We start from the raw sequence: 21,524 nt of genomic DNA, 5'->3' as shown, positions 1-21,524 counted from the left end.
GATCGCGGAGGCCGGGCCGTCCGTCGGTCGCCATGGGGCGCGAGGGGAACACGGGGACACAGGGAATCGGATACGGGGAAGGGGCGGTGCGCTTTCGCGCACCGCCCCTTCTTCGTCCTCGGAACCGGCCGGGTTCAGCTCCCGCCGGAGGCCGTCTCCGCGGGGGCCGCCGCGACGGCGCCGGAGGCGAGCAGCTGGCGGCGGCGGGCCTCGAACCTGCGCGTGTCCTTCCACAGCCGCAGGACCAGGACGACCTCGAAGAGGGCGAGCGCCAGGACGGAGAACACCGCGGTCGGGATGATCAGGCTGTTCAGCGGCGTGAACAGGGCGACCACGACGGTCATCGGGGCCACCACGCACAGGAACATCTCGAACTCGATGCCGCTGAACAGGTGGGGCCGCACCCTGTTCCGGAGCAGGAAGTCGCGCACACGCGGGTAGAAGCCGGTCGGGGCCGGGGCGTCCGGGCGCGCGGGGGCGTCCGCCATCTCGTCGTCCTCCGGGTCCCCGTCGCCCAGGCCCGCCGCGGGCTGTCCCGGCCGCGTCTCGCCCGAGAGCTCCGCGATGGTCTGGTGCATGGCCCGGCGGGTCTTGGCGACCTGGGAGCCGTTGAGGTAGCGCAGCAGGTCGAAGAAGACCACGACCGGCGCGACGATCAGGTAGGCGGCGTTCCCGGTGACCGCCCACTGGGTGACGAGGAGCGCCATGACGCAGCCGAAGAACCGGATGCGGTCGAACACGAAGTCGACCCAGCTGCCGAAGACCGAGCCGTTGCCCTTGAGGCGGGCGATCTTGCCGTCCATGCAGTCCAGCACGAAGCTGAGGTGGAACAGCAGCCCGCCCAGCACCAGCCAGCCCCAACCGGTCCCCTCGACGAAGGCCGGGGCGACGAAGCAGAGGGCGGAGAGCAGACCGAGGACGCCGGCGCCCAGCGTCAGCTGGTTGGGGGTGATGCCGGTGCGGTTCGCGGTCCAGACCACGAGACGCCCTGCGAGGGGATCGACCAGGAAGACCGTCCACCAGGCGTCCTTCGCCTTGTAGGTCTCTTCCTTGACTTGCGCGAACGTGAAACGCGGCATGCGGGCTCTCCAGGAGGGCACACTCCCCCCGGAGCCCCGGCCGCTCCACCGTTCAACGAAGCGCTGACCAGGGCAGGGGAGAGGGCTGTATCGGCGGGAATCGAGTCATCATGCCAGATCGAGGGTCGTCCGACCTAATCGGTGACGGCATACTTGACTGGTAAGAGGGGGATCAACAGGCGGCCGTGTGCGGGAGCAGCGGATGGTCCACCCCCTTCGGTCTCGACCGAGGTAGAGGCATTGCGTTTTCTCAACGACCAGGTCCCGCAGCAGGACCTGACCTACAGCGACGTGTTCATGGTCCCGAACCGGAGCGCGGTGGGCTCCCGGCTCAGCGTGGACCTGTCGTCCCCGGACGGCACCGGCACCACCATCCCCCTGGTCGTGGCGAACATGACGGCGGTCGCCGGGCGCCGCATGGCCGAGACCGTCGCCCGGCGCGGCGGCATCGCGGTCATCCCGCAGGACATCCCCATCGAGGTGGTGTCCGACGTCGTCTCCTGGACCAAGCAGCGGCACCTGGTGCACGACACCGCCATCACCCTCAACCCGTCCAGCACCGTCGGCGAGGCCCTCAACCTGCTGCCCAAGCGGGCGCACAACGCCGTGATCGTGATCGACGGGGCCCGCCGCCCCGTCGGCGTGGTGACCGAGGCCGACTGCGCGGGCGTGGACCGCTTCGCGCAGCTGCGCGACGTGATGTCCACGGAGCTGCTGACCATCCCCGCGGACACCGAGCCGCAGGAGGCCTTCGGGAGGCTGCACGACTTCCGCCACCGGCTCGCGCCGGTCGTGGACGGGGAGGGCGCCCTGGTCGGCGTGCTCACGCGCACGGGCGCGCTGCGCTCCACCCTGTACACGCCTGCCGTGGACGCGGGGGGCCGCCTGCGCGTGGCCGCCGCCGTCGGCATCAACGGGGACGTGGCGGGCAAGGCCGCCGACCTGCTGGCGGCCGGCGCCGACACCCTGGTCATCGACACCGCGCACGGCCACCAGGAGAAGATGCTCTCCGCCATCGCCACGGTCCGCGCCCTCGCGCCGAAGGTGCCGATCGTGGCCGGCAACATCGTCACCGCCCGGGGCACCCGCGACCTCATCGAGGCGGGCGCCGACATCGTCAAGGTCGGCGTGGGCCCGGGCGCGATGTGCACCACCCGCATGATGACGGCCGTCGGCCGGCCCCAGTTCTCCGCCGTCCTGGAGTGCGCCGAGGCCGCGGCCGACCTGGGCAAGCACGTGTGGGCGGACGGCGGCGTGCGCCACCCGCGCGACGTGGCCCTCGCCCTGGCCGCGGGCGCGTCCAACGTGATGGTGGGCTCCTGGTTCGCCGGGACCTACGAGTCCCCGGGCGACGTGATGCGCGACGCCGAGGGCAGGCAGTACAAGGAGAGCTTCGGCATGGCGTCGGCCCGCGCGGTCCGCCTGCGCACCGCCGACGACTCCCCGTTCGAGCGGGCGCGCAAGGCCCTGTTCGAGGAGGGGATCTCCACGGGCCGCATGTACCTGGACCCGGAGCGGCCCAGCGTGGAGGACCTGATCGACCAGATCATCGCGGGCGTGCGCAGCTCGATGACGTACGCGGGGGCCACGTCGCTGGCGGAGTTCCGCGAGCGGGCCGTGGTGGGCGTGCAGAGCGCCGCCGGGTACAACGAGGGGCGCCCGGTTCCCACCAGCTGGTAGCCCGGACGCCCGGGGGCGCGCGGACGCGCGCCCCCGGGCGGGGCGAGGGCCAGGCAGGGCCCGTCGCCGACCGCTGCCGCACGCCCCACGGGCGGGGCGGTCCGCACCGCCGTTCCGACGGCCCGCGCGAGCCTCCGCCCGAGTCCCCTCGCGGGGGTGCCCCCGGCGCGGCCTACCCCTTGGCGGCGAGGACCGCCTTGCGGTGCTCGCCGCACAGCCGGTCGGCGTGCCTGACCGGCTCGGGGACGCGGTACTTCGGCGACAGGCGCAGCACCAGCTCGGCCGAGCCCTCCAGGTCCACGCGGTGCCCCACGGACACGTAGACGGGCTTGACGCCGGCGCGGGTGCGCAGGACGCGCCCGATCACCTCCGCGCCCTCCCGGGCCAGCGCGGGCGAGTCGGGGACCACCTCGGAGCGTCCCGCCACCATGGGCGTCCACGACCCGCGCTCGTTCCCCGGCACGGAGTGCTTGCCGTACAGCACGGACTTGGCCGACCCGACCACCGGCAGGTCCAGCAGGACCCCCAGGTGGGAGGCGACCCCGAAGCGGCGCGGATGCGCCATCCCGAACCCGTCGCACAGGTACACGTCGGGGGTCGTCCGCAGCGCGCCCAGGGCCTCCAGGACGGGCGGCAGCTCGCGGAAGCCGAACAGCCCGGAGATGTAGGGGAACGTGGGCTCGGAGGAGATCGCGACGGACTCCACGACCTCCAGGGTCTGCACGTCCAGGATCACGGCCGCCGCCGACAGCGCGGAGTTGTCCGTGGCGTAGCTGACGTCCAGCCCGGCCACCAGCCGCACCGCGTCCACGTCCAGCGGCTCGACGCGCACGCGGTCCGCCAGCACGCGTTGGCGCGCGACGGCCTCCTTGGGGTCGTCTGGCCAGTTCTCGGGGTCGTCCAGCACCCGCGCGACCCGTTCGGCGATCTCCGACACCGTGTTCCCCCGTTCTCGCGGTTCCGATCGGTCCACCCGTCCAACCGTACGCGCACCGGGGTGCGGGCGCGCGCCGGGACGGCACGGCCCCGGCTCAGTCCTGGGGCTGCCCGGGGGCCTCGAAACGCTCGCCGTTCGCGGGGACGCCGACCCCCCGCCAGGTGAAGGGAACGCCCCGGGCGCGGTTCGGGTCGGCCCGGTCCATCAGCTGGAAGTGCAGGTGCGGCTCGGTGGTGTTGCCGGAGTTGCCGCACAGGGCGAGCGTCCGGCCCGCCCGGACGCGGTCGCCCTCGCGCACCCTGAGCGAACCGCGCTGCACGTGGGCGTAGAGGGCGAAGACGCCGTCCCCCAGGTCGAGCACCACGTGGTTGCCGATCACGGGTCCCGCCCCGCCGAGGCTGCGCACCGTCCCCTCGGCGAACAGGTAGGCGAGCGCCGGGTAGGAGTTGCGGCTCAGGTGGTCGCGACGGCGGTCGCAGGCGCGGACGACCACGGCGTCCGCCACGGCCAGCAGGGGTTCCCCGAAGGCCGGGAAGTCCCGGTTCCCCCGGACCGGGGGCCACCAGCCGAAGGCCGGGCGCCCCTCGGAGTCCTTCAGGACGTCGATCGCGTACTCCTGGCCGTAGGCGCGGGTGCCGTGGCTGGGGACGCGGTCCGCCGGGCTGTTCAGGGCGGTCCAGGCCCCGGCGACCGGCGGCGCCACCTCGACCGCGCGCGGGGGCGGCCCCCCGCGCGCCAGGCGGCCGAACAGCAGGTTCAGCGCCGCGAGCACTCCGAAAGCCGCCAGGGCGGCCACGTTCCACCACCCGGAGAGGTCGAGGAGCTCCCGGGCCAGGACCACCCCCAGCAGCGCCGCACCGCTCCACAGGAACAGGAGCGAGCACACTCCGGCCGCCGTCCGCATGGCATCCCTCCTCCGGGCGGCACGGGACCGCCCCTCGTTTTTCCATAGTTTACGTACATACGGAATTACGCACAAACTCGTCTCCGACCCCGTGCGAAGCGGCCGCCGGGCGCGTCGCGCTGTGCGACACCCCACAGCGGCGGATGCTCGGACAGGGGCCCCGGGCGCAGTAGCGTGGAGCCGCTGGTTTTGCACTGACTGGTCAGTTCAAAAAGAGGGGGGCGCAGATATGCGTCGGGCCACCGGAGCGCGCGTCCAGGCCGAGGGCGTCACGCTCGCCACACGCGAGGGCCCCGTCTACACCGGGGTCGGCTTCGTCGCCCGGCCCGGCACGCTCACGGTCTTCCAGGCCGACTCGGGCGGCGGTCGCAGCGCGCTGCTCCTGACCCTGACCGGCAGGATGAGGCCGTCGGAGGGAACCGTGTACGTGGACGGCCACGAGCTGCCCCGCCGGGCCCGCCGGGTCCGCCGGATCAGCTCGCTCGGACTGATGGAGGACGTCAACGCCCTCGACGAACGCCTCCGGGTGCGCGAACACCTCTCGGAGGGCCTGCTCCTGCGGATGCGGCCCGCCGCGAGGGGGCTGGCCGACGAGGCCATGGAGGCCGCCGACCTCGGGGAGCTGGACCGCCGCACCATGGTCAAGGACCTGTCCATGCTCGAACGGCGCCGCCTGGGCGTCGCCCTGGCCCTGCTCGCCGAGCCCCGGCTCCTGGCCGTGGACGACGTGGACGGCGGCCTGAACGGCGAGCACCAGGCCGCCATGTGGCGCACCCTCGAACGCCTCGCCGGGGAAGGGCCCACGGTGATCGCCACCTGCGCCGACGCCGACGCGCTGGACCGGGTCGCCGGACCGGACACCCAGGGCCCCGTCCCGATCCGGCAGGACCCCGCGCACGGGCCGGACGACCCGGCGGAGCACGAGGGCGGCGCGGACGCCGGCCCCGCCCGGGCGCGCATCGACGACCTCCTCGACCGCGGGAAGGACGGTGACGGCAGTGAACAGGCATAAGAGGGGCAGACCGCGCATGCGGCCCTTCGCCGTGCCCCGGCTCGGGCTGCTCACCATGCGCTCCTTCCTGCGCTCCCCGCTGCCCGCGGCCGCGCTGGCGGCGCTCGTGCTCATCCCGCTGCTCTACTCCGGCATGTACCTGTGGTCCTTCTGGGACCCGTTCGGCAGGATGCAGCACCTGCCGGTGGCGCTCGTCAACGAGGACCGGCCCGTGGAGGTGGACGGCCGGGAGATGGACGCCGGCGGCGAGCTCACCGACACGCTCCTGGAGCGCGGGGACCTCGACTGGCGCCCGGTCGGCGCGGAGGAGGCCGCGCGCGGGGTCGCCGACGGGGACTACTACGTCTCCCTCACCATCCCCTCGCACTTCAGCGAGGACCTGTCCTCGCCCTCCCGGGACCGGGAGGCGCCGGTCCAGGCCATGCTGGAGGCGCACTACAACGACTCCAACAGCTTCATCGTGCGCCAGTTGGCGGGGAGCGCGTTCAAGGAGGTCCGCGACGCCGCCGCGGCGTCGGCGATCAGCGACTACCTCGACGAGATCTTCGTGGGGTTCAACGAGATCCACGGCAGGACCGAGGAGGCGGCCGAGGGCGCCGACGAGCTGTCCGGCGGCGCGGACAGCGCCGAGGAGGGGGCCGGTGAGCTGTCGACGGGCGTGGACGACGCCCACACCGGGGCCGGATCGCTGAGCAGCGGCCTGGACGAGCTGTACACGGGCTCCCGGTCCCTGGCCGCGGGCGCCGGCACCGCGTCCGAGGAGGTCTCCACCCAGGTGGAGAAGCTGGACGGGCTGGCCGACGAATGGCTTCCCCAGCTGGAGGAGGACATCCCCGCGATCCAGGAGCGCGCCGACACCGCCGCCGAGGTCACCGGCGCCCTGTCCACGGCCCTGGAGGAGCTGCCCGAGGAGATCGACACCGCCGGGCTCTCCGAGGTCGACGCCCGGCTGGCCGCCTTCCTCCGGGAGAACCCCGGCCTGGAGACCGAGAACCCGGATCTGTACACGCTGCTGCGCGACCTCCAGGGGGCCATGGACACCGCCCTGTCCGTCGCCGGGTACGTCGACGGGAACAGGGACGACATCGAGTCGGCCGCCGAGGAGGCCGCCGCCCTCAGCGAGCGCGCGGCCGCGCTCTCCGAGGACCTTCCCGACATGGTGGACCGGGCGGAGGAGGCCCGCGACAAGGTCGACGAGCTCGACGAGGGGCTGGCCGAACTCGCCGAGGGCTCCGCGGCCCTGCGGGACGGGCTGGCGGACGCCTCCGAGGGCGCCTCGGAGCTGGATTCCGGCCTGGGCCTGCTCAGCGGCGGCGCGGGCGACCTCCACGAGGGGCTGGGCCAGCTGGCGTCGGGGTCCGGCGAACTCGCCGAGGGGCTCGACGAGGGCGCAGGGGAGATCCCCACCTACTCCGACCGGGGCCGGTCCGACGCGTCCGCCGTGATGAGCGAGCCGATCCGGCTGGACAGCGAGATCTCCAACGAGGCCCCGAACTACGGGACGGGGTTCGCCCCGTTCTTCGTCCCGCTGTCCCTGTGGGTGGGGGCGATGGTGGTGTTCATGGTGCTGCCCGCGCTGTCCTCGCGGGCCCTGGCGTCCTCGGCCCCGTCGTGGCGGGTCGCCCTGGCGGGCCGGGTCGTCCCGCTGCTGCTCGGCGTGGGCCAGGTGGCGGTCACCCTGGGCGCGCTGCACCTGTTCCTGGGGCTGGAGGCCCGGAACTGGCCCCTGCTCGTCGCGTTCCTGGTGCTGACCTCGGTCGCGTTCACCGCCGTCGTGCAGTACCTCAACGTGCGGTTCGGGGCCGCGGGAAGGGTCGTCGCCCTCGCCCTCCTGGTGCTCCAGCTGACGTCGGCGGGCGGCACGTACCCGATCGAGACCAGCCCGGCGTTCTTCCAGGCCGTCGGCCCCTACCTGCCGCTGCACTGGGGTGTGACGGCGATGCGCGTCCTGCTCGGGGGCGGGGACCCGGACCTCGTGTGGAGCGCCTTCGGGGTGATGGGCCTGTGGCTGGTGGTACCGCTGCTCCTCACGTGGCTGGCCGTGGAGCGCAAGCGGGTGTGGACGATGTCCTCCCTCTACCCCGCGCTGAAGCTGTGACGGCCCGCCGTGGCGCGACCGGCGCCGGCAGCGGCAGAATGGACCGGATGAGCACGAGCACCGAACGGCCGAGGAGCGGTCGCCGGGAGGCGACCCGGCACCGCCTGTTCGAGGCGGCCGTCGGCCTGATATCCGAACAGGGCTACGGCGCCACGACCGTGGACGAGATCGCCGAGCGCGCGGGGGTCGCCAAGGGCACCGTCTACTACAACTTCGGCGGGAAGAGCGAGCTGTACACGGCGCTGATGGAGTGGGGGGTGTCCCGGCTCGCCGACACGCTGAAGGACGCGGCGCCCCCCTCCGCCCCGCCCGCCGAGGCGCTCACCGCGGTCCTGCGCGCGGGGGTGGTGTTCATCGGCGAGCACGAGGCGCTCGCCCGGCTCCTGATGGCCGAGGCCTGGCGGACCAACCAGGCCTGGTACGCCACCGTCCGCCAGATCCGCACCGAGGCGATCGGGGTCATCTCCGGCCAGCTGGAACGGCTGGCCGCGGAGGGGGCCCTGCGGCAGGGGGTGGACACGGGGCTCGCGGGATCCGCCCTGTTCGGCATGGTGGTCACCGTGGCCCTGGACTGGCGTACCCTCCAACCGGAAAGGCCGGTCGAGGAGATCCACGCGACCCTGGCCCACATGACCGACGGCCTGGTCGGCGCATCGTCGTCCGCACCGGAGCACGCCTGAGAGGACGCCCCCGTGGCCGACCTGTACCCCCTGCTCCCCTTCCTGGCCGGGGCCGTGATCCTCTGGATCGTCGCCCGGGACACGCGCCTCGAACTGCGGCTCGTCCGCCACGGCATGCGCGCCAAGGGCCGGGTGATCGGCTACAACGAGACCTCGACCGCCTCGCGCATGATCGTGCAGTTCCGTACCGAGGACGGGCAGGAGGTGCACGCCGAGCACGAGAACACCGGGTGGACGGCCTCCCGCGCCGGGGAGATCGTGACGGTGGCCTACGACCCGGACGAGCCCGCCAGGGCGCGCATCGTGTCCGCGCCGTGGCTGAGCCACTGGGTGCGGGGGCTGTTCGGCGGGCTGGGCGCGATCCTGATGCTCACCGGACTCCTCCTGGGCTACCTCGCCTGGCGCTAGACCGGCTCCCGCGGGGGCCGGGCGGGGCCGGCGGAGGCTCCGGCCCGGGCCTGCGCCCGGGGCTCGGAGTAGCGGACCAGCCGTGAGGGCAGCCCGCCGTCGAGGCTGGAACGGGTGCGCACGCGCACCCCGCACACCAGGTCGGCCAGGCCCGCCCGGTCGGGCCGGACCAGGGCGGTGCACGCGTGCAGCGCGGCCACGGCGAGAGCGGCCCAGGGCAGGCCCAGGGCGACGAGCACGGCGACCGGGGCCTGGAGCAGGAGGGTGCGCAGGAGGACCCGCCACCGGGACGCGGGGCGGGGGCTCCCCCGTTCCCCGAGGGCCAGCCCGACGGCGGCCGGGCCCGGCGTGGCGCGGTCGCTCCGCAGCTGGGGCAGGAGGACGGCGCACACGAGGGCCAGGCCCAGGAGCGCGACCTCCCCGGTCCGCCCCCCGGCGAGGGGGAGCACGACGCCGTAGGCGTGCAGCAGTGCGGTCACGGCCGACGCCCCGAACCACCACAGGCCGAGGTCGATCAGGGCCCCCGTCATGCGCCGGTCGAGTGCGGGGTCGACGCGGTCGGGCACCGCGGCGGGCCATCCCCGGGCGGGGCCGCCTGGCCACAGGGGCAGGAGCCGGCGGGCGGCCGTCCATCCGGCCAGGGTCCCCACGACGCCCAGGGCGACCAGCAGGGCCGAGGCGGGCGCATAGGCGCACGGGTACAGGCCGAGCACGCCGGTCGCGCGCACCGCGGCGACGGAGGCGGCGAGCGCCGCCCCGATCACGAGGGTCTCCACCGCTCCCCGGCGGAAGCGGTGGCGGGCCAGGAGGCCGACCGCCGTGAAGAGTCCGAGGGCGAGGGCGGCGTCCCACGCCGTGTGCGGCGGGCCGCCGCCCGCGGAGCCGTTCCCGGTGCACAGGCCGTCGGCGGACGCGGGCAGGGGCCAGACCGCGTAGGCCGCGAGGGCGACCCCCGTGACCAGGGCGGCCGTCGTGAGGCGGCCCGGCAGCCCGTGCGGCCGCCCGTAGCGCCGGTGCTGCCCGCGCAGGTACAGCGCGGCGCCGACGACCACCAGCAGCGGCACGACGGCGAGCGCCACCTCGACGGCGGCCTGTCCCCCGCCGAACGGTCGACCCATGGTGCTTCCCCCCGTGCTCCGGCGGGCGCGGTGTCCCGGCGCCCCGCTCCCCCGTCCGCGCGGCCGTTCCCGCCCCGGGGACGCAACGCTAGTACGCTCTGTCGTCGGGCGGGGACCGAACCTCCGACTTCGTCCGCCGTTCCGCCCGGCTCCCGGGGCGCCTCCACCGCTCCGGCCCGGGAGGCCCGGGAACGTCACGCGAAGCAGGGTGGCCGCGCACTCTCCGCCATATGTGACGTTTGTCCCATTGTCACCATTTATTCACAGCAGGCAACACGAGCACCTCCGGCCGGAGGGTGGACATTCTCGGCCTTCATGGCAGACTGCCTTCACCAACCCGGATATTTCGGCGCTTCACGTGCGAGATACGATCCCCAACGCCGAAAAGCCGCGTTTGTGGTTACCCTGCGGTACGTCCCGCGTCCAGGGCCCCGACGGACGCCGCCCGCGGGGCAGGAGGCCGCGCGCACGCGGGCCGCGAGGTGCCGCCCCGGCGGAACCCGGCCCCCCGGGGCCCCGCACCGCAACCCCAGACCGAAGACGCGGATCGACAGGAGAACCGTGCAGGCAGTACCGAAGCGACGCGGACGGACGATCACCGCCCGTATTCGCGCAATGGTCATGATCCCCACCACCGCGCTCTTCGCGCTCTGGCTGATCCTCACCATCGCCCTGACCGGCGACGCCGTCGTCCAGCTGATCCGCGCCCGGGCCACCGAGGACCTGGTGACCCCCGCCGCGGTCGGCCTCGTGGACGTGATGCAGGAGCGGTCCCAGTCGATCGCCTACATCGAGAACCCCGGGGACGAGCAGCTGACGGGCGACCTCGCCGAGGCCCGCGAACGCACCGACGGCACCATGGGCGTGGTCATCGGGGAGCTGATCGGCTTCGCCGACCTCGCCCCCGGCGAGGGCGGCCACCACATCCGCATGCTGCACGAGCAGTACGAGGAGATCGGCGCGCTCCGCGAGGCGATCGACTCCGGGGACGCCTCGCGCCAGGACGTCCTCGACTACTACAACGAACTCGTCCTGCACGGCGCCGACAGCTTCGACAGCCAGGCCCGCAGGGGGATGGCGGGCGACTCGACCAGCCCCTCCTTCACGGCCGTGTACATGTTCCGGACCGTCGACGTCTTCGCGCGGTCCGACGCCCAGATCGCCCGCGCCTTCGCCTCCGACGAGCTGACCGCGGACGACCAGCGCGAGTTCACCGAGCTGGTCGGCGCCTACCGGAACCTCCTCGAGGGCAACGGCCACTACCTGGAGGGCGAGGGCCAGGAGGAGCGTCTGCGGGCCGTGCTGGAGGGCCCCGAGTACGCGCGGCTCCTGGAGATGCAGCAGGAGATCATCGACCGCCGGATCTCGACGGAGACGGTCACCGACCCGGTCACCCTGGTGCCCGGCGAGGTCGAGGACCTCGCCATGCCCGTGGACCAGGACGCGTGGCGGGCCGACTACGACCACGTCCTGGCCGAGCTCACCGCGCTGGGCGCCGACGAGGCCATGCACGCGGCCTCCCTCACCCGGGAGTCCGCCAACCAGGCCGTCCTCCTGGCCGTCGGGGGCAGCCTCGGCGTCGCCGCCGTCATCCTGGGCGCCTTCCTGCTGGCCCGCCGCTCCTCGCGCGTCCTCACCGAGCGCCTGCTGCGCCTGCGCGACGACTCCAACGACCTCGTCGAGAACCGGCTCCCCGACCTCATGCGCCGCCTGCACGACGGCGAGCGCGTGGACACCGACACCTCCTTGGCCGACCTCCGCACCACCGACGACGAGATCGGCGACGTCGCCCGGGCGTTCAACGCCGCCCAGCGCGCCGCCATCGACGAGGCGGTGCAGCAGACCGAGCTGCGCCAGGGCGTCAACCGCGTCTTCCTCAACATCGCGCACCGCAGCCAGACGCTGGTCCACCGCCAGCTCCGCCTGCTGGACAAGATGGAGCGCGAGCAGGAGGACCCGGACCAGCTGGCCCAACTGTTCAAGCTCGACCACCTGGCCACCCGGTCGCGCCGCAACGCGGAGAACCTGCTCATCCTCGGCGGCGAGGCCCCGGGCCGTACATGGCACCGGCCGATGCCGCTGATCGACGTGCTGCGCGGCGCCATCTCCGAGTCCGGCGACTACACGCGCGTCAAGCGCGACCGGATCGCCCGCGTCCACCTCAACGGGCCGGCCGTCGCCGACGTCATCCACCTGGTCGCGGAGCTGGTCGACAACGCCGCCATGTTCTCGCCGCCGCACACGCAGGTGCGCCTGAGCAGCGACGACGTGCCCAACGGGGTGACGATCGAGATCGAGGACCGGGGCCTCGGCATGACCGAGAGCGAGTTCGCCTCCGCGAACGCGCTCCTGGCCAGCCCGCCCGAGTTCGACGTGATGCGCCTGAACGAGAAGATGCGCCTCGGCCTCTTCGTCGTCTCGCACCTGGCCCACCGCCACGGCATCAAGGTGCACCTGCGCCCGTCGCCGTACGGGGGCGTGCAGGCGATCGTCCTGCTCCCGCACGAGCTGATCTCCGGAGACCGCACCCCGCTGCCCTCCTCCGAGTCCTCCGGCGAGGACATCTGGGAGGTGCGGGAGATCATCGACCGCGTCCCCGGCGAACTGGAGTCCGCTCCCGTGGGCGCCAAGCCGGTCCTGACCTCGGTCTCCTCCACGGGCGAGGACGCCGCGACGGACCGCGGGGACGGCCCGGACGACGGCGGCCCCGCGGACGGCGGCATGCCCGACGACCTCCTGGGCCCCGACGGCGGGGACGCCCTCCTCACCGCCCCGCCCGCCGACGACCGCCCGGCCCTCCCGACCCGCAGGAAGAACATCAGCGCGGTCCCCGCCCCCGGCGCCGCCCCCGCCGACGCCCCGGAGACCGCCGTCGAGGCCGGCGGAGGACGGCCCCCGCTGCCCAAGCGGCGCCCCCAGGAGAACCTGGCACCGCAGCTGGCGACCGACCCCGGGACCGACGTCCGGACCGGGCCCGCCTCCGGCGCCTCCCCCGGTGAGGCCCCCGACAGCGGGGAGCGACTGGCGCGTCTGCGCCGGAACATGTCCGCGTTCCAGAAGGGGACGGACCGCGGACGGCGCGAAGGCAAGCAGCAGACCAACGACACCGACAAGGACGCCTAACCGTGACGAGTACTCCCGAAGGCGCCGCGCACGACAACGGAAACGGCGCTGCCAAGAAGGACATCGACTGGCTGCTCGACGAGCTGCTCGACCGCGCCGTCGGCTCCCGGCACGCGATCGTGCTGTCCGCGGACGGCCTCCTGATCGGACGCTCCCACGACCTGGTCAAGGAGGACGCCGAGCACCTGTCCGCGGTGGCCTCCGCGTTCCAGAGCCTGGCCCGCGGCACCGGCCGCCACTTCGGCGGCGGCGAGGTCCTCCAGACCGTGGTCGAGATGGAGAGCGCCTACCTGTTCGTCACCGGCGCGGGCCGCGGGGCGTGCCTGGCGGTGCTCGCCGACGAGAGCGCCGACGTCGGGCTCATCGCCTACGAGATGAACGTCCTGGTCGAGCAGGTGGGACGGTATCTGGACGCCGCCCCCAGGCACGAGGGCGCCTCCGGGGAAGCCACGCGATAGGGGACGGCCATGCAAGCGCACAACGAGATCCCGCACGGCGGGATACCGCAGGGCCTGCCGGGACGCGACGCGGTCGGCGGGTACGGCGCGGGTTCGCCCGGGAGCCCCGGCCCCGCGGCCACCCCGGCGGGGCCCGGGGCGCCCGGCCACCAGGACGCCGGTCCGCTCGTCCGCCCGTACGTGATCGCGCAGGGCCGCGAGCACGCGGACACCGTGCGGCTGGACATGATCAGCGTGGTGATCGCGGCCAAGCGGGCCGAGGTCGACGAGATGGCCCTGGAACCGGAGCAGCTCCGGATCCTGGAGCTGTGCCGCCGGCCGCAGTCGGTCGCCGAGGTGTCCGCGCACCTGGACATCCCGGTGGCCGTGGTCAAGGTTCTGCTGAGCGACCTCCTCAACCGCGGCCTCGCGTTGGCCCGTGCCCCCTACACAGCTAAGAGCCCGGTGAGCCGGGACGTACTCCAGGCGGTTCTCGATGGCATCCAGCGACTCTGACGACACGCAGACGATCGTTCCCTCCGCGCTGAAGATCCTGATCGCCGGAGGTTTCGGCGCCGGAAAGACCACGTTGGTCGGGTCCGTCAGCGAGATCGCCCCGCTGAGCACCGAGGAGGTGATGACCGAGGCCAGTTACGGGGTCGACGACCTGTCCGGGGTGGAATCGAAGACGACCACCACGGTGGCGCTGGACTTCGGCCGCATCACGATCAACTCCGCCCTGGTGCTGTACCTCTTCGGCACCCCGGGCCAGGAGCGCTTCTGGTTCATGTGGGAGGAGCTGTCGGAGGGCGCGCTGGGGGCCGTCGTCCTCGCCGACACCCGCCGCCTGGAGACGTGCTTCGCCGCGGTGGACTTCTTCGAGCGCCGCGGCGTGCCGTTCATCGTGGCGGTGAACTGCTTCGACGACTCCCACGCCTACGAGCCGGGCGAGGTCCGCGACGCGCTGAGCCTCGACCCGGCGATCCCGGTGGTGCTGTGCGACGCCCGCGAGCGGGAGTCGTCCAAACAGGTCCTGCTGACGCTGGTCAACCGGGTCGCCGAGCGCATGGCGGCCTGAGGCGCGCGGACGCGGAAGGGGCGGGGGGCGGTCGCCCTCCGCCCCTTCCGCGTACCGGCGGACGCCGACACGGCACTGATCGGGGAACGGTCCGGACACGGTTCGGATCCGGACCGGCACGGAGGGCACCGGGCCCGGTGTACACACGGGCTCCCCGGGTAAAGTGCGCCCCGTGGAGCGCCGTCGTGCGCTGCGCACCCGCAGACCATGGACCCGTCTCGGGCGGGCCCGCACGAAGGCGACTGGAGTACTCCATGAAGCGGTTCGAGTGGCGAGACACGATCCAGGCCCTGGACGCCGAGGCCGACTGCGAGCGCATCGTGCGCATCCTGGGCGCCCACGAGTTCCCGTGGGACTTCGAACAGGCCCTGGGCCTGGCGCTGTACCGGACCTACGCCGTCCCCAGCATCGGGGAGCTCCTCGCGCACACCCGCGAGTTCACGGAGCGCACCCAGCACCGCTACGACGACACCGCCCTCATCCTCAACGACATCATGGAGCACGGGTTCGGCCCGGGGCGCGGCCGGGACGCGCTGCGGCGCATGAACCAGATGCACCGCTCCTACGACATCGGCAACGACGACTACCGGTACGTGCTCAGCACCTTCGTCGTGATGCCGGTGCGCTGGCTCAACGACTGGGGCTACGGGTGGCGCAGGCTGACCGACCACGAGATCGCCGCCGGCACCAACTACTACCGCAAGCTCGGCAGGCACATGGGGATCAAGGACATCCCCGGGACCTACGAGGAGTTCCGGGACCTCCTCGACTCCTACGAGCGCGAGCACTTCGCCTACACCGAGGGCGGCCGGGCTGTCTCCGACTCCACGCTCGGCCTGATGGCGGACTTCTACCCCGCCTGGCAGCGCCCCCTGGTGCGCCCCTTCACCAAGGCCCTCCTGGACGACCGGCTGATCAAGGCCTTCGGCTACCCGGAGCCGTCGGCCGCGTGGCGCCGGCTCGGCTCGGGCGCGCTGAAACTGCGGGCACGCGTGGTGCGGCTGATGCCGCCGCGCGAGAAGCCGCGCTGGGCCCGGGAGAGCGCGAACGTCCGCAGCTACCCGGAAGGCTACGAGCCCTCCCGGATCGGCACCTTCCCCCAGGGGTGCCCGGTCCCGCACGGCATGCTCACCCGGGAGGTGGCCCCCACCGGGGCACGGGTCCCGGCGCCCGGCCAGGCGGTCGCCCCGGCGGGCTCCGCCCCCGGAGCCGTCGACGGACCGGAGGCCCCCGGCCCCGCCGGGGCCGCGGAAACCCCCGGGCAGTAGCCGTCCGGGAGTGCACCCGCCCGTCCGCGCGCCCCCTCGCGCCCCAGGCCGCCGCCCCGCCCCCGCCCCCTCCCGAAGGAACCTCCCTTGAAACGTTTCGACTTCCGCGACGAGATCCACCGCCTGGACGCCGAGGCCGACTGCGTGCGCATCATGCAGATCCTCAACTCCCACGAGTTCCCGTGGGACATGGGACGCGCCCTGGGGATCGCCCTGTACCGCACCTACGCCGTCCCCAGCATCGGCGGGCTGCTCGGCAGGACGAACGAGTTCACCGGCAGCACCCAGAAGCGCTACGACGACACCGCGCTCATCCTCGGCAACATGATGCGGCACGGGTTCGGCCCCGGGAAGGGACGCGACTCCCTGCGCCGGATGAACCAGATGCACCGCTCCTACGACATCGGCAACGACGACTACCGGTACGTGCTCAGCACCTTCGTCGTGATGCCCGTGCGCTGGCTCAACGACCACGGCTACGGCTGGCGCAGACTGTCGGACCACGAGGTCTCCGCGATCACGCACTACTACCGCAGGCTCGGCAAGTACATGGGGATCAAGGACATCCCCGGGACCTACGAGGAGTTCCGGGACCTCCTCGACTCCTACGAGCGCGAGCACTTCGCCTACACCGACGCCGGGCGCGCCGTCTCCGACTCCACCCTCGACCTGATGGTGACGTTCTACCCGCCGCGCGTGGCCGGCCTGGCGCGCAGGTTCTCGATGGCGATCCTGGACGACTCGCTCATCGAGGCCTTCCGGTACGAGCCGCCGAGCCGGGCCTGGCGCAGGTCGGCCGACCTGGCGCTGAAGCTCCGCGCCAAGGTCGTGCGCCGCATGAGGCCGCGCGAGGAGCCGCTGTGGGCGGACATGAACCCCAACATCCGCAGCTACCCCGAGGGGTACGACGTCGACCGCATCGGCACGTTCCCGGCCGGGTGCCCGGTGGCGCACGACGTGGACCCGGTCGGCCACGCCGAGCTGTACGGCGGGGACGGCGGGGCGGCCGGCGGCGGGACCGCCTCCGGGCAGGGCCCGGCGCCCGCCTCCGCGGAAGGACGCGCGTGACCACGGCCGTCGGCCCCTCCCCCGGCGCCGCGCACGCCGGGGGGACCGGGGCGCTGCCCCGCTCGGTGCACGCCTGGTACGGCAGCGGCGCCGTGGCCACAGGCATCTTCAACACGGTCCCGGGGCTGCTGCTGCTCATCTACCTGACCGACACGCTCGCGGTGGGCCCCGCCCTGGCGGGGCTGGTGGTCCTCCTGCCCAAACTGGTCGATCTCCTGGTCAGCCCGTACATCGGTATCCGGTCGGACAGGACCCGCTCCTCCTGGGGGCCGCGCCGCCCCTGGATGCTGGCGGGCGCGCTGACCCTGCCCGTGCTGTTCGGCGCCATGTTCGCCGGCCCTCCCCTGGAGGGGAACGCCGCCGCCCTGTACGTGGCGGTCGTGTTCGTGGCCGCGGCCCTGGCGTCGTCCGTGTTCCAGGTCCCGCACGCGGCCCTGCCCGGGGAGATCACCTCCGACTACCACGAGCGGTCCACGTTCAACACGTGGCGGACCGCGTTCGTGGGGCTCGCGCTGATGCTCGGCGGAGCGCTGGCGCCGGTCCTCCAGTCGGCCCCCGGCGACGAGGTGGCCGGGTACCGGCTCATGGGCCTGGTCATGGGGGCCGTGGTGCTGGTGTCGATGCTCGGCGCCGTGATCGGCACCCGGAGGGCGCCGCGGACGGTCTTCCCGCACCGCACCGAGGGCCTCCCGGCCCAGCTGCGCGCGGCGTTCGCGCACCGGCACTTCCGCGTGCTGTTCCCCGCCAACCTGCTGATGGCGGCGGCGGGCGGCACCATGGTCGCCGGGGTTCCGTACGTGACGGCCAACGTCATGGGCGAGCCGCGCTACACGAGCGTCCTGATGGTGTGCGTCCTGGTGCCGCTGATCGCGTCGGCGCCGCTGTGGAAGCGGCTGTCCGTGCGCGTGGACAAGCGCCGTGCCGCGGGGCTCGCGGCGGCGGTGTTCTCCCTGGGCGGCCTCGGACTGCTGCTCATCCCGGTCTGGGGCCTCCCCGGCGCGGTCCTCTCCTCCGTGCTGGTGGGCGTGGGCCTGTCCGGCACGACCCTGCTGCCGTGGTCGATGCTGGCCGACTGCATGGCGGACACGCACGGCTCGGGGCGGCGCCAGAGCGGTGTGCTGTCGGGCGTGTGGACCTCGGGGGAGGCGATGGCGCAGGCGGTCGGGACGGGCCTCCTGTCGCTGTCCCTGGCGCTGAGCGGCTACGTGGAGTCGGGCGCGGGCGAGGCCGTGCGCCAGAGCGACGAGGCGCTGCGCGGCATGCTGGTCGGCAGCACCCTGGTGCCCGCCGCGGTCATGCTGTGCTGCCTGGTCCCCCTGGCGTTCTACCGGCTGACCGCCGACGGGCTCCGGTCGGAACCGGGGGACGCCCGGTCCGACCCGCCGGCCCCCTCCGGCCCCTGACCCGGGTGCGCTCCCGGCCTTCCCCCCCGGGAGCGCGCCTCCCCCCGGCTCAGCGCCCCAGGCGCCGCCACAGCGCGCGGGGCATCAGCCGCATCCCCGCGAAGAGCGGCCGGAGCACGCGCGGCGCCCACACGGTGGTCGCCCCCGAGCGCAGTCCGGAGGCCACCGCCTCCGCCACCTGGCCCGGCGTGGCCGGGAACGGCGCGGGGTCCACGTGGGCGGACATACGGGTGGGCACGTATCCCGGCCGCACCACCAGCACCCGCGCGCCGGACCCGTGCAGGGAGTCGGCGAGCCCCTGGGCGAAGCCGTCCAGGCCGGCCTTGGCCGACCCGTACACGTAGTTGAACCTGCGGACCCGCACCCCGGCGACGGAGGACAGGACCACCAGGGCGCCGTGCCCCTGCTCGCGCAGGCGGGCCGCGACGGCCAGCCCCGCGGAGACGTGCCCCGTGTAGTTCACGGCGGCGGCCCGGGCCGCGGAGGCCGGGTCCGCCTCGTACGCCGCCTGGTCCCCCAGCACGCCGAACGCGTCCACGACCACGTCCAGGTCGCCGACCAGGCCGACGGCCTCCGCGACCGTGCCCGTGTGGGCGTCGGGGTCCCCGGCGTCGAACTCCACCGAGTGCACGGAGGCGCCGAGCTCCGTGAGCGCGCCCGGCGGGGGCTCCGCCCCGCCGCGCGCGGCCAGCACCACCTCCCGGGCGCCGTCGCGGACCAGCCGCTCGACGATGGCGAGGCCGATCTCGCTGCGTCCGCCGAGCAGCAGCACGGTGCGTACCCGTCCCACCGAGTCGCGCATGGGTTCCCTCCGGTCGTGTGGGGTGTCGTGGTGTGCGGGGGCGTCCGGTGTCCGCGCGGCCCCGCGTCGGCGCCGGGCCCGGCGGTCAGACGAGCCGCAGGCGGCGGGCGAGGTCGGAGACGAGCACGCCCCCGGGGTCGGCCCGGTCCCGCACCCTCCGCCAGGCGGGCAGCTCCGGGTACATCGCGTGCACGGTCTCGGCGCGCGCCCTGCTGTCCTTGGCCAGGTACAGGCGGCCTCCGGCCTCCAGCAGCCTCTCGTCGAGGGCGTCGAGCAGGCGGCCGAGGCCGGGCAGGTCGGCGGGCAGGTCCACGGCGAGGGTCCATCCCGGCCGGGGGAAGGACAGCGGACCCGGGGTGGGCTCCCCCATGCGCTTGAGGACCGCCAGGAACGACGGGGCGCCCGCCCGGGAGAGCCGTTCCATGACGGCGGCGAGGGTGCCCTCCGCCCCGAACGGGACGACGAACTGGTACTGCACCAGCCCGCGCGGACCGTACATGCGGTTCCATCCCCGCACCGCGTCGAGCGGGTGGAAGAACCCGGCGAGCGGCTGCGCCTCGCCGCGCCTGCGCCGGGGCGCGGCGCGGAGGTAGGCGGCGTTGAAGGCCCCCACCGTCCACCGGTTGAGCAGCCCCGGCGGCGCCCAGGGCGGCGCCGCCAGGACCGTGCCCGGCCGGTGCCTCAGCGGCTCGCGCCGGAGCGTGGAGGGGAGGTCGCCGATCCGCGCGTGGTCGGCCCGGGTGAACACGCCCCGGCCCATCGCGCCGCCCGCGGCCAGCAGGTCGACCCAGCAGACCGAGTAGCGGCGGTCGGATCCCGGGCGCGACATCAGCTCCAGGGTGGCGTCGAGTCCGGCGGTCCGGTCGGTGTCCACCCTCATGTACGCCGTCTCGACCGGGAACACGGCCAGCGTGGCCTCGGTGACCACACCGGTCAGCCCCATGCCGCCGACGGTCGCCCAGAACAGCTCGGACCCGTCGCCCTCCGGCCCCAGCGCGCGCGCCCTCCCGTCGGGGGTCACCAGGGTCAGCGCGCGCACGTGGGCGCCGATCGAGGAGTCGGCGTGGTGGTTCTTGCCGTGGACGTCGGCGGCGACCGCCCCGCCCAGGGTGACCTGGCCGGTCCCCGGGGCCACGGGGACGAAGTACCCGTGCCGGAGGAGGTGGGCGGCGAGCCCGCCGAGGGTGGTCCCCGCCGGGGCGGTGGCCTCGCCGCGCGCGGTGTCGAGCCGGATCGGGCCGGTCAGCGCGGTGCAGTCCAGGACCAGCCCGCCGGCGGCCTGCGCGGCGTCGCCGTAGGAGCGGCCCAGTCCGCGGGCGAGGGCTCCGCGCGCTCCGGCCCGCGAGAGCGCCTCGGCGACCTGTTCGGCGGTGCGCGGCCGCGCCACGCGCGCGGCGGTGGGGGCGGTGCGGCCCCAGCCGGTGAGGAGGGCGGGGCGCGTCCCGCCGTGGGCGGGCGCACGGTCCGGCGGCGGTGGACTCACAGGTGGATCCCCAGTCCGACGAGGGCGGCGAGCGACACGAGGGTCACCTGGAGGGGGCGGTCGCGCAGGGCGATCTCCTCGGGTTCCTCCCCGGCCCCCCGGTCCACGAGCAGGTTGTAGCGCAGGACGAACATGATGAACGGAACGATACTCACCGCGTGGAACACGGGCTGGGACGCGTCGCCCCGGTCCAGGGCCCACAGGCAGTAGGTGACGATCATCGCCGCCGACGCCATGGTGCGGGTCTGGGCCAGGTAGGTGACCGTGTACCCGCGCAGGGTCTCCCGCACCGGTGCGGCGGCCGACGCGCCCGCGTCGCGGAACGCCCGCAGCTCGGCCTCGCGCTTGCCGACCACGACGAGCAGTGCGGCCAGCGACACCACGATGACGAACCAGGAGGTCAGCGGCACGCCGACCGCGGCTCCGCCCGCGGCGGCGCGCAGCACGTGGCAGGCGGCGACCACGACCAGGTCGCACACCACCACGTCCTTGAGTCGGCGGGTGTAGGCCAGGGTGAGCAGGACGTATCCGGTGACCAGGCCCGTCAGGAGCGGATCGCCGAGGGCCAGGGAGGCCAGCGGGGCCGCCGCGCCCAGGACGGCTCCGGCCGTGACGGCGACGGGGACCGGGAGCGCGCCAGAGGCGACGGGCCGGTGGCGCTTGCGCGCGTGCGCGCGGTCGCGGTCGGCGTCGTGGACGTCGTTGAGCAGGTAGGTGCCGCTGGCGGCCGCGCAGAACAGCGCGAACACCGCGGCGCAGGTCAGCAGCGTGTCGGGGCTCCCCAGGGCCCCGGCCGCTCCGGGGGCCGCCAGGACCAGGAGGTTCTTGATCCACTGCCGGGGCCGGCAGGCACGGACCAGCGCGCGGGCCGTGCCCAGGAGGTCGCGCGGGCTCCCCTGGACATCGGGGCCTCCGGGTGTGCCGTCGCCCGCGTGCCCGGTCCGCT

Annotated in this window: 19 protein-coding genes; 12 read left to right on the top strand and 7 right to left on the bottom strand. The window is 74.1% G+C overall.

Annotated features, from left to right (window positions below; translation table 11 throughout):
* Window positions 1-134 precede the first annotated feature (134 nt).
* Complete coding sequence (locus ACFQBR_RS10395) at window positions 135-1,079, bottom strand: CDP-alcohol phosphatidyltransferase family protein (RefSeq protein ID WP_267946394.1); 945 nt, start codon at window positions 1,077-1,079, stop codon at window positions 135-137.
* Window positions 1,080-1,319: 240 nt separating this feature from the next.
* On the opposite strand from ACFQBR_RS10395, the gene ACFQBR_RS10390 reads away from it, so the two are divergent.
* Window positions 1,320-2,759: a GuaB1 family IMP dehydrogenase-related protein gene (locus ACFQBR_RS10390; protein WP_344176379.1), complete on the top strand. Its 1,440-nt coding sequence runs from the start codon at window positions 1,320-1,322 to the stop codon at window positions 2,757-2,759.
* Between the two features lie 172 nt (window positions 2,760-2,931).
* Here ACFQBR_RS10390 and ACFQBR_RS10385 read toward each other — a convergent pair whose 3' ends face one another.
* Together ACFQBR_RS10385 and ACFQBR_RS10380 are read right to left on the bottom strand one after the other, a co-directional pair.
* A complete protein-coding gene (locus ACFQBR_RS10385) occupies window positions 2,932-3,696 on the bottom strand; it encodes an endonuclease V (RefSeq protein ID WP_344176504.1) in 765 nt (254 codons plus the stop codon).
* 94 nt (window positions 3,697-3,790) lie between these two features.
* On the bottom strand, window positions 3,791-4,600 hold the full coding sequence (locus ACFQBR_RS10380; RefSeq protein ID WP_344176381.1) for a M23 family metallopeptidase: 810 nt from the start codon (window positions 4,598-4,600) through the stop codon (window positions 3,791-3,793).
* A 229-nt stretch (window positions 4,601-4,829) separates the two neighbouring features.
* On the opposite strand from ACFQBR_RS10380, the gene ACFQBR_RS10375 reads away from it, so the two are divergent.
* Genes ACFQBR_RS10375 through ACFQBR_RS10360 form a run of 4 tightly spaced genes read left to right on the top strand, consistent with a single transcriptional unit; the run spans window position 4,830 to window position 8,798 of the window.
* Complete coding sequence (locus ACFQBR_RS10375; RefSeq protein ID WP_344176383.1) at window positions 4,830-5,612, top strand: ATP-binding cassette domain-containing protein; 783 nt, start codon at window positions 4,830-4,832, stop codon at window positions 5,610-5,612.
* Window positions 5,613-5,628: 16 nt separating this feature from the next.
* Window positions 5,629-7,710 (top strand): YhgE/Pip domain-containing protein, encoded by a 2,082-nt coding sequence (locus ACFQBR_RS10370; protein ID WP_344176385.1) that lies wholly within the window; start codon window positions 5,629-5,631, stop codon window positions 7,708-7,710.
* Between the two features lie 47 nt (window positions 7,711-7,757).
* On the top strand, window positions 7,758-8,390 hold the full coding sequence (locus tag ACFQBR_RS10365) for a TetR/AcrR family transcriptional regulator (protein WP_378552991.1): 633 nt from the start codon (window positions 7,758-7,760) through the stop codon (window positions 8,388-8,390).
* A 12-nt stretch (window positions 8,391-8,402) separates the two neighbouring features.
* Window positions 8,403-8,798 (top strand): DUF3592 domain-containing protein, encoded by a 396-nt coding sequence (locus ACFQBR_RS10360; protein WP_267946400.1) that lies wholly within the window; start codon window positions 8,403-8,405, stop codon window positions 8,796-8,798.
* Here ACFQBR_RS10360 and ACFQBR_RS10355 read toward each other — a convergent pair.
* Window positions 8,795-9,916 carry an antibiotic resistance protein VanZ gene (locus ACFQBR_RS10355; protein WP_344176388.1) on the bottom strand — a complete coding sequence of 374 codons (1,122 nt, stop codon included), beginning with the start codon at window positions 9,914-9,916 and terminating at the stop codon, window positions 8,795-8,797. The two genes, ACFQBR_RS10360 and ACFQBR_RS10355, sit on opposite strands and share 4 nt — an antisense overlap.
* A 621-nt stretch (window positions 9,917-10,537) precedes the next feature.
* Here ACFQBR_RS10355 and ACFQBR_RS10350 point away from each other — a divergent pair.
* The 7 genes from ACFQBR_RS10350 (at window position 10,538) to ACFQBR_RS10320 (ending at window position 18,293) form a co-directional block, all read left to right on the top strand.
* Entirely contained in the window at window positions 10,538-13,039 is a 2,502-nt protein-coding gene (locus tag ACFQBR_RS10350) for a sensor histidine kinase (protein ID WP_378552987.1), read from the top strand.
* A gap of 2 nt (window positions 13,040-13,041) precedes the next feature.
* Window positions 13,042-13,497 (top strand): roadblock/LC7 domain-containing protein, encoded by a 456-nt coding sequence (locus ACFQBR_RS10345; RefSeq protein ID WP_267946403.1) that lies wholly within the window; start codon window positions 13,042-13,044, stop codon window positions 13,495-13,497.
* 9 nt (window positions 13,498-13,506) lie between these two features.
* Entirely contained in the window at window positions 13,507-13,992 is a 486-nt protein-coding gene (locus ACFQBR_RS10340) for a DUF742 domain-containing protein (RefSeq protein ID WP_267946404.1), read from the top strand.
* Window positions 13,973-14,554 carry a GTP-binding protein gene (locus tag ACFQBR_RS10335; protein WP_344176392.1) on the top strand — a complete coding sequence of 194 codons (582 nt, stop codon included), beginning with the start codon at window positions 13,973-13,975 and terminating at the stop codon, window positions 14,552-14,554. The genes ACFQBR_RS10340 and ACFQBR_RS10335 overlap by 20 nt, the downstream gene beginning before the upstream one ends.
* A 254-nt stretch (window positions 14,555-14,808) precedes the next feature.
* On the top strand, window positions 14,809-15,822 hold the full coding sequence (locus ACFQBR_RS10330; RefSeq protein ID WP_344176394.1) for an oxygenase MpaB family protein: 1,014 nt from the start codon (window positions 14,809-14,811) through the stop codon (window positions 15,820-15,822).
* 87 nt (window positions 15,823-15,909) lie between these two features.
* Window positions 15,910-16,890 carry an oxygenase MpaB family protein gene (locus ACFQBR_RS10325; RefSeq protein ID WP_344176396.1) on the top strand — a complete coding sequence of 327 codons (981 nt, stop codon included), beginning with the start codon at window positions 15,910-15,912 and terminating at the stop codon, window positions 16,888-16,890.
* Complete coding sequence (locus ACFQBR_RS10320) at window positions 16,887-18,293, top strand: MFS transporter (RefSeq protein ID WP_344176398.1); 1,407 nt, start codon at window positions 16,887-16,889, stop codon at window positions 18,291-18,293. Before ACFQBR_RS10325 ends, ACFQBR_RS10320 begins: the two co-directional genes overlap by 4 nt.
* A gap of 49 nt (window positions 18,294-18,342) precedes the next feature.
* Here ACFQBR_RS10320 and ACFQBR_RS10315 read toward each other — a convergent pair whose 3' ends face one another.
* From ACFQBR_RS10315 to ACFQBR_RS10305, 3 genes are all read right to left on the bottom strand, one after another.
* On the bottom strand, window positions 18,343-19,095 hold the full coding sequence (locus ACFQBR_RS10315; RefSeq protein WP_344176400.1) for an SDR family NAD(P)-dependent oxidoreductase: 753 nt from the start codon (window positions 19,093-19,095) through the stop codon (window positions 18,343-18,345).
* Between the two features lie 85 nt (window positions 19,096-19,180).
* Window positions 19,181-20,578 carry an FAD-binding oxidoreductase gene (locus tag ACFQBR_RS10310; RefSeq protein ID WP_344176401.1) on the bottom strand — a complete coding sequence of 466 codons (1,398 nt, stop codon included), beginning with the start codon at window positions 20,576-20,578 and terminating at the stop codon, window positions 19,181-19,183.
* Entirely contained in the window at window positions 20,575-21,456 is an 882-nt protein-coding gene (locus tag ACFQBR_RS10305; protein WP_344176507.1) for a decaprenyl-phosphate phosphoribosyltransferase, read from the bottom strand. Before ACFQBR_RS10305 ends, ACFQBR_RS10310 begins: the two co-directional genes overlap by 4 nt.
* Between the last annotated feature and the right edge of the window lie 68 nt (window positions 21,457-21,524).

It is taken from the genome of Nocardiopsis tropica (assembly GCF_042660575.1).
GTDB lineage: Bacteria > Actinomycetota > Actinomycetes > Streptosporangiales > Streptosporangiaceae > Nocardiopsis > Nocardiopsis tropica.
Note: the sequence above shows the minus strand (reverse complement) of the source record. Positions and strands in the feature narration are given on the sequence as shown.